Source organism: Polyangiaceae bacterium, assembly GCA_015075635.1.
Classification (GTDB): Bacteria; Myxococcota_A; Polyangia; order Polyangiales; family Polyangiaceae; genus JADJKB01.
Genome location: JABTUA010000004.1, coordinates 1 through 13,590, shown reverse-complemented (window position 1 = coordinate 13,590; position 13,590 = coordinate 1). Strand labels below are relative to the sequence as shown.

Sequence of the window (13,590 nt, the reverse complement as noted above, 5' to 3'; positions counted from 1 at the left end):
CCCCCCTTGATCGGGCGGTCGAGCTCACTGGCAGTTGTAGTACCCCTTCGCGCCGTCGTACCCGCAGCTGGTGCAGGCGAGCTGCTTCACCTGCTCGTTCTCGCACCAGATCACGGTGTTGCCGTCGCAGCGCCCCTCGTAGGTCTCGCCGTGACAAGGGTCGGCGACGACGCAGGCGTAGTAGCCCTTCGCGGTGTCGAAGCCGCAGGCCTTGCTCTGGGTCGCGCAGCTCTGCTGGTGCACGCTTTGCTGCTCGCACCAGATCACGGTGTCGCCGTCGCAGCGCCCCTCGTAGGTCTCGCCCTGACACGGATCGCCCGCCCCGCCCCCACTGCTCGGCGTTTCCGCGAGGAAGCTCGCATAGGCGTCGGCCCGCGTGTCCACGCCGTACTGCGTGCAGCCCACGTCGCCGTAGGAGGTCACGCCGGCCACGACCCAGTCGTTCCCCAGCTTCGCGAACGCCGGGCCCCCGCTGTCGCCGTTGCAGGTATTCTTGCCCACCGTCTGGTAGGAAAAGGTCGTCGCCGAGACCGACGCGATGGGCATCACGACCGAGCGCTTCACGCCGGCGCCCGCGCCGTTCTTGTTGGTGATGCCGTAGCCGACGAAGGTCAGCTCCTTGCCCTTCCAGCTGGAGTCCATGCCGGAGGCGACGTTCATGGGCGCCACTGGCGCGTCCTGGGCCAGCGTCACGTAGCCGATGTCGTGGCTGATGCTCGCCGCGTCGTAGCTCGGATGAGCCGTGACCGAAGCGACGGGGATCACCGCCTCGGGCGCAGCGATGCTGGGACCGATCACGAACTTCAGCGACGCCGCCGAGACACCCTCCAGACAGTGCGCCGCGGTCAGGACCTTGCGCGGGCCGATCAGCGTGCCGGTGCAGTGCGCCGAGCCATAACGGGTCAGCGCGCCCGCCGCCGGAAATGCGCTCGTAGCTGCTCCGCCGACGATGTCGTGGCGGGAGCCGCTCGTCTCCTCCTCGGGCCCGCCGGCGAAGTCCACCGCGGGGCCGCAGCCCCAGAGCAACACTGACCAGAACCCGAGGGCGACGCGCGCGAGCATGCCCCGAAGACACGACGGCGCTCGCAGCGTGCGAAAATGACTGGGTGTTTGTAGGTGCGGCTGCGACGGACGCGCACCCTTGACGCCCTCGACCTAGAAGTTGGCGAGGTGGACCGAGACGCTGTCGCTGCCGGCGTCAGCCGTCACCAGATCCAGCTTCCCGTCGGCGTTCAGCAGCCCGGTCGCCACTTCGTACGGGTAGTCGCCCGTCGGCAAACACGCAGTGTGCTCGAAGCTGCCCAGCCCATCCCCGCTGGCGATGCACACGCTGAAGCCGCTCCCGGCGATCGCCGCGACCACCGCCGCCAGGCTGGGATCGTGATCGGCCTCGACGATGTCGAGGGTGCCGTCGCCGTCGAAGTCCACGAGCTCCATGAACGCGGGTGCCAGCACCGTCACCCCGGGCAGCGCCGCCGGTGGGTTCAAGGTCCCCGTGCCGTCGCCGGCCAACAGCCAGACCTCGCCGTCCAGGATGTCGAGCCCGCGATTTCCGACGACCACGTCCTGCTTCCCGTCACCGTTCACGTCGCCCGCGGTGATCGCCTGGGGCGCGATCGGGAACACCAACCCGGGTCGATTGCTCGCCTTGTACTTGGTGGGTGCGCCGAACGCCCCCTTTCCGTCTCCCATCAGCACCGAGACGGTGGGCGGAACCACCCGCGTGGCGGTGACGACGTCGAGCGCGCCGTCCGAATCGAGATCGACCAGCGCCGCCCGCACGGGGTTCGTCCCCGCGTCGAAGTCGACTCGGGGCTCGAACCCGCCCGGCGCTGCGGCGAGGAACACCGAGAGCGAGTCGTCGTCCGCGTTGGTGACCAGGAGATCCGGGCGCCCATCCTGGTTCAGGTCGCGCGCGATCACGAAGGTCGGGCTCTTTCCCGTGACGACCGTGGTAGCCGGAGAGAACGTGCCGTCCTTCTGGTTCGAGTACACGCCGAGCGTGCTGTCGGCCTGATTGACCACTGCGACGTCCACGAACCCGTCGCCGTCGAAGTCCGCGGCGGCCACCGAACGCGGCTCCTGCCCAGCGTCGAGCTTCCCACCCGCGGCGAAGCCGCCCTTTCCGTTGCCACGAAACGTGCTCAGCGTGGCGCCCTGGTTGTTGGCCACGACCAGGTCGAGGTTCGCGTCCTGGTCGAAGTCGGCGAGCCCGAGCGACGCGGGCGCCTCGCCGGTCGAGACGGAGGCCACGCGTCGATAGGGCCCTGACGGTTCGGGCTCGTCGCCCTGGCTGGTCGTGCACCCGGCACTCGCCCAGAGCAGTAGGAACGCGCCCACCGCTCGACCCCACGCGCGCCTCATGACCCAAGGGTCGCAATCCTTGGCCGAACGTGCAAGGCAGAGCGCGCCGGGTGGACGCGGTGCCGGCGTGAGGCCTTGCCGCCGCCGCCGAGCCCGCGGCGCGGGTTGCGCAGCACCCTGGACGCGCAAAATGTGTCCAGGTCCGCGGGGCGCTGTAGGCTGTGGGTGCGGTGCCGAACGACGGACAGGTGAAGAAGCTCGAGGCGCTGCTGGCCCGCGTCCGCACACGGGCGGCGGAGGCGCGCCCGGCTCGGGTTGCCGCCGGGCCCGCTGCGGCCACCCCCAGCCCGGCTCCCCCGTCGCTCGAGTCCGCGGAGGAAGCCCGCCGAGCGGAGCACGAGCGCCTCCGCGCCGAAGCGATTCAGGAGCTGAACGCGCGTCGCGCCGCCAGGGCGCGGATGCGCGAAGAGGCTGAGCAGCGCGCGGAAGCGGAGCAGCGCGAAGAAGAGGCGGGGTGGGAAGAAGCAGCGCGGCGTGCCGACGCAGAGCGGGCGGGGCGGGAGGCCGGGGAACGGCTGCGCGCCCAAGCAGCGCGGCTTGCAGAAGAGGCGCAGCGCGCGGAGGAGGCGCGGCGCGCGGAGGAAGCGCGGCTTGCAGAAGAGGCGCAGCGCGCGGAGGAAGCGCGTCGCGCGGCGGAAGCCGAGCGCGCGGAGCAGGCGCGGCGTGCGGCGGAGGCCGAGCGCGCGGAGGAAGCCGAGCGTGCGGAGGAAGCGCGGCGCGCGGAGGAAGCCGAGCGTGCGGAGGAAGCGCGGCGCGCGGAGGAAGCCGAGCGCGCGGGGGAAGCCGAGCGTGCGGGGGAAGCCGAGCGTGCGGGGGAAGCCGAGCGTGCGGGGGAAGCCGAGCGTGCGGAGGAAGCGCGGCGCGCGGAGCAGGCGCGGCGTGCGGAGGAAGCCGAGGGAGCCGAGCGCGCCGAGGCAGCGCAGCGCGCAAGGGAAGCGCAGCGCGAGGAGGAAGCCGAGGAAGCGCAGCGTGCCGAGGAAGCGCAGCGTGCCAAGGAAGCCGAGCGCGCGGAGGAAGCGCAGCGTGCCAAGGAAGCCGAGCGCGCGGAGGAAGCGCAGCGTGCCAAGGAAGCCGAGCGCGCGGAGGAAGCGCAGCGCGCCAAGGAAGCCGAGCGCGCGGAGATCGCGTCGAGGCGGGCACCTCCCCCGCAGAAGCGCTCATCCGTCGGCATCATCGCTGCGCTGTTGGTCGTGCTCGTGGTGCTGGGCGTAGTCGTGTATCGATTTGGCGCCGATGGTTCTTCGCCGCCTGCCAGCGCTCCCACGGGCGGAGCAGCGACCGCCGCCGCGTTCTCTGCTGCTGCATCGCAGCCGCCGGCTCCGAGCGCGGCTCCGAGCGCGGTTCCGGACTCGGCGGCTCGCTCCATCGAGCTCGGCCTCGAGATCCGCGCCGAAGGGCCTGCCCAGCGCCCGACCGTCTTCGTGGTCTCGAAGGCTCTGGGCATCGAGGAGCGGGTCACCGAGGTGCCCAACCCGTTCGTGTGTCGCCTGGCGCCGAGCGAGGGCGGGGGCAGTGTCACGTGTACCCCCGACACGCGCAAGGTGGAGCTCGCCATCGTCAAGCAGGCCGGCGCTCTCGAGCTCTCGCGCCCCGGCGGACCCGCGAAGCGGGCCGAGATCCCGCCCGGAGTCGAGGTCGTCATCGGGCGCTCCGAGAGGAGCTCTCGCGACCTGCCAGGCGGCCAATGCCCGCCAGGCGGGCAGAGTCGAACCCTCGAAGCGCCGTTCCTGAACCAATTCGACGCGGCGGCGGGCAGCAAGCTCAGCATTCTGATCCCGAACGCCGAACGGACTCGGGTTCAGCAGGTCCAGCTGTTCCGCAACCCGAGCGCCGCGCGCTGCCGCTCCGAAGGCACCGACCGCCAGAGGCACCTGCGCTGCGAGGGCGTCAACACGGAGTGCGACGTTCGCGTCGACGGCGCCAGCGTCGCGTTCGAGTGCACCGGCGCCATCGTAGCCGCGGGACGCGTGCTCCTGCCTTGCGGTGCGGAGGGTCGATTGCCGACCAGCGGCCTGATCGCCCACGTTCCGTACTAGATCACTTCGGGATCGGCGGGACGAAGACCTCGTTGATGGGGGCGACGCTGGCGCCACCCGGGTAGGCGTAGCTCACGTACTGCGTGTAGAAGCCCTGGAACTGCTGCCCCGTGTCTGCGGAGCCCCAGCCCCACACAGTGAGACCGAAGGGCAGCTTGCTCGACATCTCGCGGCGCCCGTTGTTGCAACCGCCCTGGGACTCGAAGTTGTGGCGGACCAGATCGAAGTAGGTGTATTCGAAACTGCCGGAGGTTCCCACGGGCTTCCACCCGGTCAGGACGCCCGCGCAGTCGAGTGTGACGTCCTCGAACCCGTTCTGATCCTTCACCCGGACGATCACCAGGTTCGTCTCCGGGTAGGTCGGGTCGGTGAAGAACACGTAGCGATCGAGGTACTCGCCCGGGGGGATCACGTTGACGAACTCCGCGTCGCCCCGGCCGTCCGCCTTGGCGCTCGGGTTCTGTTGCTGCGGGTCGTACAGGCCTGCGCCGGTCATGTGCGCCGACATGTAGAATGGATGGTGGTCGTCCTGGCTCCTGACCACGAACGGTCCCGGCGCACTGAACTGTGCGACCTGTCCCTGCGCCAGGCTGCTCGGAGCGCCAGCGGGCGGGGCCGGCTCCCAGGTCAGCGTGGTGCCGTCCACCGCGCCGACCATTGATCGGTTTTCGTCGCCGCGGCCCCAATGGGTTCAGCGGTGTCTGCCATGCTCTCGACCACGTCCCGGCTCTTCGTCGGTCTTTCGTTGGTGTTCGCCCTCCTGGGCTGCTCGAGCTCGCCCGCCGGGCCCGAACTTCGCGAGAGTCCGGCGGCCATCTACTACGGCGGCGTCGAGACCGGGGAGCCGTGGGTGGTCGCGGTCCACTATCCTCGACCGGGCACGGGGAAGATCCGTCTGTGCACCGGCTCGGTCATCGCGCCCCGTGCGGTGCTCACCGCCAAGCACTGCGCCCACGACGAGGTGTCGAACGGCGTCTGGCAGTCGCTCGAGCCGTCCGTCTTCACCGTCGCCGTCGCGACCGACGTCACGTCGCCTTCCGGCGTGCAGCATGAGGTGGGCGTCACCGAGATCCGCACCACGCCGGGGGTCTACACCAAGGCCGACGCGCTGGGCGGAAGCGACATCGCGGTCTTGATCCTGGACGCGGACGTCGGAGCACCCGTGAAGCCGGTGTCATCGCTCCCCGCGGCGGTGGGCGATCCGCTGCGGATCATCGGCTTCGGCTTCACCCAGGACGACCAGCTCGGCGTGAAGCACTCGGGCGATGCCCTCGTGTCCAGCGTGGCGACGGTGATCAAGTCCGAGGGCCAGTCCTGGACGTGCAGCGGCGACAGCGGCGGACCAGCCCTCCACGCCACGCGCGGGGAGATCTTGGGTGTGACCAGCTTCGGTCCGAGCGCCTGCAAGGTGGACGATAGCTACTACACGCGGCTGGACGTGCACGCGGACTTGATCTCGCAAGGGATCGAGGCCGGCGGCGGTGGAGCCAGCGGCGCGGCGGGAGCGGCCGGCGCGGGCGGAGGCAGCGCCTGCGCATCGAGCAGCGATTGCCCGTCGGACTTCGAGTGTCTGGCCGGCGCCTGCGTGGAGTCCGGCGCGCCGCCGCCCGCTCCTCCGACGGCGAGCGGCGCGAGCTCGGGTTCGAGCGGCGGCTGCAGCATCGGCGCGCGGCCGGACGGTTGGGCGCTGCCGGTCCTGATGCTCCTCGTGCTCGCCCGGCTGCGGCGTTCGCGCCGCGTCAAGGCAGGCCCAAGAGCCCCTTCCACTCCGTGGCCGCGCGGTCGGAAGACAGGCGCCTTCCGGCCCATTTGCAGGCGCTAGCGGCGACGTCGCAGTAGCGATCGAGGGCGCCGGGATCTGGCAGCTCGAGCTCGCCTTGCAGCCACAGGTTCAGGAGCAGGAGCTCCATCGGCGTGTTGCCGGTGCGCTCGCCGATGCCGAGGGCGCAGCCGTGGATGCGGTCGATGCCGTATTCCAGCGCCCAGAGCGCGTTGTCCAGGGCGAGGCCCCGGTCGTTGTGGCCGTGCCAGTCGAGCCCGACGCCGTCGATGCCGGTCTCGTCGATCAGCGCGCGGGTGAAAACGACCAGGTTGCGCACGCCGTCGCGGGTGGCGTGCCCCACGGTGTCCGCCAGGCACAGCCGCTTGGCCCCGGTCTCGAGCGCGCTCTTCCAGATTTCACGTAAGGTCTCCGGGCGGGCGCGGGTCGTGTCCTCGGTCACGTACGCGACCTCGACTCCCTCCTTCACCGCGAACGCGATGGCCTCCGTGCTGCGCTTGACGATCATCGCGAGATCCCAGCTCTCGGCGAGCTTGCGGATCTCGCTCGTGCCGATGAAGGCGTAGGCGACGACCGGTTTGCCGACCTTCTGCTGGATCTCGGCGATGGGCACGATGTCGTTCACGACCGTGCGCGCGGCCATCACTGGCCGAATGGCGAGCTTCTGCGTCACGATCTCGCGGCAGGCGGTCTCGGAGTCCTGGTAGTTCCGCGACGAGGCGGCCGGCAGGCCGACGTTCACCAGGTGGATGCCCAGGCGATCCATCAGCCCGATGAGCTCGAGCTTGTCCTCGATCTTCGGGTCGATGACGGACGGGTTCTGGATGCCGTCGCGCAGCGTCTCGTCCTGGAAGGTGACTCCGGCGTGCATCAGCTTGGCGACACCCCGGGCTCGGTTCCAGTCGTAGGGCTCGCCGGATTTCTGCTTCGACCCAACCACGCGAGGTTTGTAGCGCGAAAATTCTGCCCTTGCGAGAGCTTCTCCGGCTATCTTGGGCCGCCTTTTCTGAAGGAGTGGGACATGAAGAAAGCCTTCGCGTTGGTTGCGTTGATGTTGGTGGTGGGCTGCGACAAGAAGGAAGCGGCGCCGACCGCGTCCACCGCTGCCGCCACGCCTGCGCCGTCAGCAGCCCCCGCGGCGACCAGCGCCGCCGCCGCGCCCAGCGCAGCGCCCGCGCCCAGCGCCGAGAAGGCCGAGGCCGAGGAGGAGTACGAGCAGGAGGGCCTGGAGAAGGGCGAGGTGATCGTCGGCTGGCTCCAGGACGAGAAGGACCCGGGCCAGTGCGCCGCGCTTCCGGCCAAGGAAGCCGAGAAGGACAAGTTCGACGCCAAGAAGATCGAAGAGGTCGCCAAGATGATGAAGGCGAAGGTGGTGCCGAAGTGCCCCACCGAGCTCTTGCAGGGCACGTGCAAGATGATGGGCATGCTCGTGAACTACAAGGGCCCCGAGTACACCCCCGACACCGCGCAGGCGCACTGCAAGAAGAACCGCGGCAAGTGGTTCGACTGACGCCAGGCTCGACCCAAGTGGTCTTGGCAACTGCAGATCGCGATCGGCAGGAGTAGCGAAGACCCACGAGAACGACCGGCGAGGCCGGCGGAAGCCTCCTCGCTACTTCCCTCGGGCGCCGCGCCGGAGCGTGCCGGCGTTCCACAGCCACTCGCCCCGAGTCGCACACACCTTGCGAATGCGCTCGTCGAGCGCGCGCGTGAGGTCCTTGGCCGAGGCCCGGTTCTCGTCGTTGTCCTTCAGCGCCTTGTCGCAGTCGAAGCCCGAGGCCACGCGCGCTTCGAGCTTCTTCGCCTCGCTCGGGACGAGCTCGACTCGGATCACCTGCCGGTCTCTCTCGTCCTTCGGCGCCTCGGGGTTGTCCACGACCCCAGCGGCGACGGGCAGCTCCACCAGCTTGACCAGCTTCTTGTTCCGCGCCGCGTAGAGCGCGCGGGTGTAGAGCACCGCGCCCTCCTTGCTCTCCGCGTGGTGAGCGCACCACACCGTCTCGTCGGGCTTGTCGCCGAGCTTTGCCGCCTCGCAGCCGTCCGAGACGAGCTCGACCTTGATCTCGCGCGCGTAAGCCCAGGCGTGGAAGTCCCAACCCACGTCCGTCGCCGGCGGCGCTCCCGGCAACTCCGGCGGCGCTTCGGTCGAGCCCGTCTTCTCGGCTGCGCTCGCCACGGGCTTGGCTTCCTCGCGCTCGGGCGCGGGCTCCGGCGCGCTCGGCTCGGGGGTCTGGGCGCTCGACGCCCCACAAGCGGTGAGCAGTCCGGCGAGCAGAAGCTTCCTCATCGTTTCACCCTCGGGTCAGCGGAGCCCGCTCCGGCGTAGCAGGCGGTGGAAGTGGACGCGCCCCATGCCGGAGGCGCGCGCCGCCGCCGACACGTTGTCGCCGTGCGCAGCGAGCTGCGCGGTCAGATAGCGACGCTCGAAGTCACCGAGGGCGCGATGGCGCGCCTCTTCGTAAGGCATGCCGATGTCCACGGCGCCCGACACCGGGAGGCTCGGCTCCGGAGGGAGCCCTGGCTGATCCAGCACCACGCTGCGCTCGACGGCGTTCTTCAGCTCGCGCACGTTGCCGGGCCAAGCCGAGCGGGCGAGGGCGGACAAGTGCTCGGCGCGGGTCAGGCGCTCAATCGCCGCCGCGCTCGCGCCGAAGGTCTGCAAGAAGCGCCGCACCAGCCCGGGAATGTCCTCCGGGCGCTCGCGCAGCGCGGGCAGCCGTACGCGAACGACCGCCAGCCGGTAGTACAGGTCCTCGCGGAACTGCCCGCTGTTCACCATGGCGCGCAGGTCGCGGTTCGTGGCCGCGACGATGCGCATGTCCACCGGTCGAGGTTGGTTCGAGCCCAGACGCGTGATCTGCTTCTTCTCGAGCACGCGCAGGAGCTTGGGCTGGAGCTCCAGCGGCAGCTCGCCGATCTCGTCCAGGAACACCGTGCCGCCCGACGCCTCCTCGAACGCGCCGACCCGGCGCTGGTCCGCGCCGGTGAAGGCGCCGCGCTCGTGACCGAAGAGCTGGCTCTCCAGCAGGTTGGCCGGCACCGCGCCACAGTCCACCACCACCAGGTTCGCGTCGCGCCGCGGGCTCGCCTGGTGGATGCCCTCGGCGGCGACGTCCTTGCCGGTGCCGGTCTCGCCCTCGATGAGCACGGTGGCGTCGCTCACGGCGACCTTCTCCAGGATGGCGAAGGCGGCGCGCATCGCCACGCTGCCGCCGATCAGCGCGCCGAAGCCGTCCTTGGCGGACTGCGCGATGGTGCTCTCCTTTTCGCCCAGGTTGAAGCTCAGGACGGAACGTCCCAGGCGAATGGCGCTGCCGGTCTTCAGGTGAGCTTCGACGACCTCGGTGCCGTCCACGAAGGTGCCGTTCAGGCTGCCCAGATCCCGCACGCGTGCGCCGCGACCGGCCACGGTGATCTCGCAGTGAAAGCGCGACACCGTGGGGTCCGACAGCACGAGGTCGTTCGAAGGGTGCGAGCCGATGGAACAGCGCTCGGAGGAGGACTTCCAGCTCAGCCCGCGCGCGTCCCCTTCCGCGACGCTCAGGCTGAACGCCCGCACCACAGGTGAAGCAGCCCGGAGCGGGTCGAGCTCGACCGTGCCCTCCGCCTCGGCGTCGGGTCTCAGCGTCCTCCGCTCGCCGGCGCTCATCGCGGCCGACGATACCAGGGCCGTATCCAGATCGGATACACCGCAGGCTCGGGAGCGTAGCGCGGCCGGATACACCTCGCGGCCTCTGCGCCCGAGATCCCGCACGAAGGGCGCTCGCGCGCCCGTGGCCTGGTCGTTGCAGCGTCACTGGACATGCAACGAACCACCTTCTCCGCCTCGCTCCTCATCGTGCTCACCAGCGTCGGGCTCGGCGCCTGCTCCGCCACCGCCGAGGACTCATCCTCTGCGGGAGCCGGCGCGCCCAGCGGCCCCACGGGTTCTGGCGGCAGCGGCGGTGGCGTGCTCTTGACCGGCGGCACGAGCTCGGGCTCGGGCGGGTCGACCGGCGAGGTCTGCACGTCGGGACAGACCCGAAGCTGCTTCCCCTGGGACGCGAGCAAAGAAGGTCAGGGCGCCTGCCAGGCCGGCACGCAGAGCTGTGAAGGCAGCGGCGAGCTCGGCACCTGGGGCGCGTGTCAGGGAGCGGTCGGACCCGAAGACGAGATTTGCGACGACGGCATCGATCAGGACTGCGACGGCGCCGACGCGAGCTGTGGCGCCGGCGGCGCGGCTGGTGCGGGTGGCTCCGGTGGCGGAGGCGGCGGTTGCGTCCCGACCCCGGAGAAGTGCGGCAACGGCATCGACGAGGACTGCGACGGCGTGGATCAACCGTGCAGCGACGAGGTGTGCCAGAGCATCAACCTGTTCGGCGACTGCCTGACGGTGTCGTGCCCGGCGAACGCCCCGTACCCGAAATCGTGCAACGTGTTCTTCTCTCCGGGCGACGAGCGCGGCTGCGTGGCCAGCACGCCGACCAGCTCGGTCGTCTACTTTCAGGCTGGCGATCAGTGCAACGTGGGACTGGTCACGGGGACGCTCTGTTGCAGCAAGACCCCGCAGGCGCCGCTGACGCAGCAGTCCTGTCCGATCAACAAGCCACAGCCGATCCACGCGACTTCGAAGTCGGAGTGCCCGGCGATCAAGAAGTAGGTAGTCTGGTCCCGGCGCCATGCCGGCGGAGGAACCGACCCCAGCGACCGATCTGACGGTCGACGAAGCCCCGACAGTCGCCGACGCCGACGCCGAGCGCACCATCGAGGAAGCCGCTCTCCAGAAGGAGAGCCACGCGCACGCCGCAGTGGGCATGCGCCTGACGCTGATCGGGGCCTTGGGCTGCGCGGCGCTGCTTCAGCTGGTGGTCCACAAGCGTCCCGTCCACTGGGTGATCACCGGGCTCCTGTTCGCCATCGCGGGTGTGTCCGTCTACCTGGATCGCACCGCGGCGGGCGTCCACCGCGGGCGGCCGCCGGCGCGGCTGCTGCTCGGTCTCTTGATGGCGCTGGCGGCCCTGCTCGCCACGGCGTACCTGGGCTTGCTCTCCAGCACTTCGCTCCTGCTCGCCATCATCGTCTGGGCGTTCGCCAGCAACGACTACGCGTTCGAGGCTTGGCTCGTGTACCTGACCTGCGCGCTCGGCTACCTCGTGCTCGTCGCGCTCTCGCTGACCCACGTCTTGCCGCTCACCGGCTCCGTGCTCGGGCTCCAGAAGGAGAACCTGCGCGCGCTATTCGGCCTCTCGATCCTGCTCGAGGGCCTCCTGGCGATGGTGTTCTGGTTGGCCTGGACCAGTCGCCGGGCCACGGTGGGCGCCATCAGCTACGTGGCCAAGGCGCGGCTCGAGGTGGAGCGCCGCCGCGCGTTGCTCGACGAGGCCCGGGCGGAGCTCCGCCAGGTGCGCGACGCCGCGCGCCTCGGGCGCTTCTCCGGCCGGACCATCGGGGACTTCCAGGTGGGCGAGGTGATGGGCCGGGGCGCCATGGGTGAGGTGTACGCGGCCGAGACCAAGGGCAGTAGTGCCCCGGTCGCGCTCAAGGTGCTGCACCCGCACCTGATCGACAGCCCGAGCGAAGTGGAGCGATTCGTGCGCGAAGTGAACATCACCTCGGCGCTGAAGTCCCCCCACGTCGTGCGCGTGCTCGGCGCCGGCACGGCGTCGGACGGCAGCCCGTTCTTGGCGATGGAGCGGCTACGGGGCCGCGATCTGGCGGAGATCCTGCGGAGCGACGGACGGCTGTCGCTCGGCGACACGGTCAAGCTGGTGCGCGAGGTCGCGAGCGCCCTCGGCGTGGCGGAACAGGCCGGCATCGTCCACCGCGACGTGAAGCCTCAGAACCTGTTCCTGGTCGAGGGTGACGCGCCGTCGTGGAAGGTGCTGGACTTCGGCGTATCGCGCTTGGTCGAAGCGACCAGCTCGTTGACCCAGGGCGCCATCGGCACGCCCGCCTACATGTCGCCGGAGCAGTGCCGGAGCGCGGCCGTCGATCATCGCGCGGACGTGTTCGCGCTCTCTTCGGTTGCCTACCGCGCGCTCACCGGTCGCCCCGCCTTCAGCGGCCCCGACCAGTACGTGATCCTCTACAGCATCGTGCACGAGCAGCCCGCGAGCCCGAGCGAGCTCACCATGCTCCCTGCCGACGTCGAGCTCGTGTTGGCGCTCGGCCTGGCGAAGGATCCCTCGGAGCGTTTCCAGTCGGCTACCGAGCTCGCCGCGGCGTTGGCCCAGGCGCAGCACAACGCGCTCGGTGAAGAGCTGCGCGGGCGGGCGCGCGCCATCCTGGAGAGGTCTCCGTGGGGCTCGGCGCCGGAGCGGTCGGAGGAGGGGGCAAACCCGTGAGCCGCCTCAGCGGCTCCAGAGCAGCGCGAGCTCCAGCTCGATCGCATCGAAGGGCGGGATGCGCGCGCAAGCGTCGCCACGCCACGCGCCTGTGCGCCGCCAGTCTCTGCCGTCGAGGACGTGCGCTTCCAGTAGCTGGAGAGTCGGATTGACCAGCCACAGGTGCTGGACCCGCGCGCCCGCGTAGACGGGCATCTTGTCCGTGCGATCGATCTGTTCGGTGCGGGGCGAGAGGATCTCGCACACCCAATCCGGGGGCAGCTCGATGGCGGCGGACTCTGGAAGCTCGGCCATGCGCTCGCGCTTCCAGCCCGCCAGGTCGGGGACGATGGGGCGCTCGCGAGCCTCCAGATGCAGCTCGGGCTCTTCGAGAAAGAGCCAGCCGCCAGGGCCACCGCGACCAAAGCGAAAGGGTCCGAAGAGCTGGTAGCTCAGGGCGCCGGCGGCGGCCTGGTGAAGCGGCCCGGGTCGCGGCGAGAGACGAAGCTCCCCTCCGATGATCTCAGCGACCAGGTGGGCCGGCGCGTCCAGCACGTCCTGGTACGTCGCCGCCTTCTTGGCCGGGGCAGCCATGGTCGCAGGATACCACCAACTCGGGCCCGCGCCTCTGCGCTCCAGGCCGAGAGCAGTCTCGATCGGTTCTCCGCGAGGCGAGCTGGGTCGCCACCACCGGCTGGGAAGTGGTGACCCGGGACCGGGCGGTAGAGAGGAGCATGGGCCGCACAGGAGCAAGCGCCATCGAGCCGCTACGGGGGCAGGAGCCCGAGGCAATGATCGAGGCGGAGTCTGTCAAGGAGCAGGTCGGCGCGAAGGCCTTGGCCGCGCTCACGCCGGCGCCGGCGGAAGCCGGCGGTCTCTGGAGCTCGAGCCGCATGGGATCTGTGCCGTGGCCTGGACGGCGCCGAGCCAAATGTCATGCATCAGCTCGCGCCAGGGGCGCGTCCGCTGCTGCTTGCTGCGTAGAGTCACTCCGCGCCAGAGCGCGAGCAACGTGTACGCGATGCGCCCCAGGACCATCACGACGACCGTGGCCCGCGGGTTCTGTTCGATCCAAGGATGATTGTCCTCGGCGAAGGCGCCGCCCTGG

13 protein-coding genes are annotated in these 13,590 nt (G+C 70.3%); 5 read left to right on the top strand and 8 right to left on the bottom strand.

Annotated elements, in window-relative coordinates:
- Positions 1–24: 24 nt before the first annotated feature.
- Together HS104_42050 and HS104_42045 are read right to left on the bottom strand one after the other, a co-directional pair.
- A complete protein-coding gene (locus HS104_42050) occupies positions 25–1,062 on the bottom strand; it encodes a serine protease (GenBank protein ID MBE7486544.1) in 1,038 nt (345 codons plus the stop codon).
- Positions 1,063–1,155: 93 nt separating this feature from the next.
- Positions 1,156–2,364 carry a VCBS repeat-containing protein gene (locus tag HS104_42045; GenBank protein ID MBE7486543.1) on the bottom strand — a complete coding sequence of 403 codons (1,209 nt, stop codon included), beginning with the start codon at positions 2,362–2,364 and terminating at the stop codon, positions 1,156–1,158.
- A gap of 170 nt (positions 2,365–2,534) precedes the next feature.
- On the opposite strand from HS104_42045, the gene HS104_42040 reads away from it, so the two are divergent.
- Positions 2,535–4,400 (top strand): hypothetical protein, encoded by a 1,866-nt coding sequence (locus HS104_42040; GenBank protein MBE7486542.1) that lies wholly within the window; start codon positions 2,535–2,537, stop codon positions 4,398–4,400.
- A gap of 1 nt (position 4,401) precedes the next feature.
- On the opposite strand, the gene HS104_42035 is transcribed toward HS104_42040, so the two are convergent.
- Positions 4,402–5,058 (bottom strand): IgGFc-binding protein, encoded by a 657-nt coding sequence (locus HS104_42035; GenBank protein ID MBE7486541.1) that lies wholly within the window; start codon positions 5,056–5,058, stop codon positions 4,402–4,404.
- 48 nt (positions 5,059–5,106) lie between these two features.
- On the opposite strand from HS104_42035, the gene HS104_42030 reads away from it, so the two are divergent.
- Entirely contained in the window at positions 5,107–6,222 is a 1,116-nt protein-coding gene (locus HS104_42030; protein ID MBE7486540.1) for a trypsin-like serine protease, read from the top strand.
- Here the strand turns inward: HS104_42030 and HS104_42025 are convergent.
- Positions 6,140–7,120, bottom strand: a complete 981-nt coding sequence (locus HS104_42025; GenBank protein MBE7486539.1) for a 2-isopropylmalate synthase — start codon at positions 7,118–7,120, stop codon at positions 6,140–6,142. The genes HS104_42030 and HS104_42025 overlap by 83 nt on opposite strands.
- 81 nt (positions 7,121–7,201) lie before the next feature.
- On the opposite strand from HS104_42025, the gene HS104_42020 reads away from it, so the two are divergent.
- Positions 7,202–7,690 carry a hypothetical protein gene (locus HS104_42020; protein MBE7486538.1) on the top strand — a complete coding sequence of 163 codons (489 nt, stop codon included), beginning with the start codon at positions 7,202–7,204 and terminating at the stop codon, positions 7,688–7,690.
- Between the two features lie 102 nt (positions 7,691–7,792).
- Here the strand turns inward: HS104_42020 and HS104_42015 are convergent, their stop codons facing one another.
- Complete coding sequence (locus tag HS104_42015; GenBank protein ID MBE7486537.1) at positions 7,793–8,467, bottom strand: hypothetical protein; 675 nt, start codon at positions 8,465–8,467, stop codon at positions 7,793–7,795.
- Positions 8,468–8,482: 15 nt separating this feature from the next.
- Positions 8,483–9,829: a sigma 54-interacting transcriptional regulator gene (locus HS104_42010; GenBank protein ID MBE7486536.1), complete on the bottom strand. Its 1,347-nt coding sequence runs from the start codon at positions 9,827–9,829 to the stop codon at positions 8,483–8,485.
- A gap of 153 nt (positions 9,830–9,982) precedes the next feature.
- On the opposite strand from HS104_42010, the gene HS104_42005 reads away from it, so the two are divergent.
- Complete coding sequence (locus tag HS104_42005) at positions 9,983–10,819, top strand: hypothetical protein (GenBank protein ID MBE7486535.1); 837 nt, start codon at positions 9,983–9,985, stop codon at positions 10,817–10,819.
- Positions 10,820–10,838: 19 nt separating this feature from the next.
- Positions 10,839–12,503: a serine/threonine protein kinase gene (locus HS104_42000; GenBank protein ID MBE7486534.1), complete on the top strand. Its 1,665-nt coding sequence runs from the start codon at positions 10,839–10,841 to the stop codon at positions 12,501–12,503.
- A gap of 6 nt (positions 12,504–12,509) precedes the next feature.
- Here the strand turns inward: HS104_42000 and HS104_41995 are convergent, their stop codons facing one another.
- Positions 12,510–13,076, bottom strand: a complete 567-nt coding sequence (locus HS104_41995) for a Uma2 family endonuclease (GenBank protein ID MBE7486533.1) — start codon at positions 13,074–13,076, stop codon at positions 12,510–12,512.
- Between the two features lie 252 nt (positions 13,077–13,328).
- Positions 13,329–13,590: hypothetical protein (locus tag HS104_41990; GenBank protein ID MBE7486532.1), on the bottom strand; the 262-nt coding region annotated here is incomplete at its 5' end.

Bases quoted from the DNA above. Each gene is read 5' to 3' on its own strand.
- HS104_42050 (MBE7486544.1), bottom strand. From the start codon at position 1,062: ATGCTCGCGCGCGTCGCCCTCGGGTTCTGGTCAGTGTTGCTCTGGGGC.
- HS104_42045 (MBE7486543.1), bottom strand. From the start codon at position 2,364: ATGAGGCGCGCGTGGGGTCGAGCGGTGGGCGCGTTCCTACTGCTCTGG.
- HS104_42035 (MBE7486541.1), bottom strand. From the start codon at position 5,058: ATGGTCGGCGCGGTGGACGGCACCACGCTGACCTGGGAGCCGGCCCCG.
- HS104_42030 (MBE7486540.1), top strand. From the start codon at position 5,107: ATGCTCTCGACCACGTCCCGGCTCTTCGTCGGTCTTTCGTTGGTGTTC.
- HS104_42020 (MBE7486538.1), top strand. From the start codon at position 7,202: ATGAAGAAAGCCTTCGCGTTGGTTGCGTTGATGTTGGTGGTGGGCTGC.
- HS104_42015 (MBE7486537.1), bottom strand. From the start codon at position 8,467: ATGAGGAAGCTTCTGCTCGCCGGACTGCTCACCGCTTGTGGGGCGTCG.
- HS104_42010 (MBE7486536.1), bottom strand. From the start codon at position 9,829: ATGAGCGCCGGCGAGCGGAGGACGCTGAGACCCGACGCCGAGGCGGAG.
- HS104_42005 (MBE7486535.1), top strand. From the start codon at position 9,983: ATGCAACGAACCACCTTCTCCGCCTCGCTCCTCATCGTGCTCACCAGC.
- HS104_42000 (MBE7486534.1), top strand. From the start codon at position 10,839: ATGCCGGCGGAGGAACCGACCCCAGCGACCGATCTGACGGTCGACGAA.
- HS104_41995 (MBE7486533.1), bottom strand. From the start codon at position 13,076: ATGGCTGCCCCGGCCAAGAAGGCGGCGACGTACCAGGACGTGCTGGAC.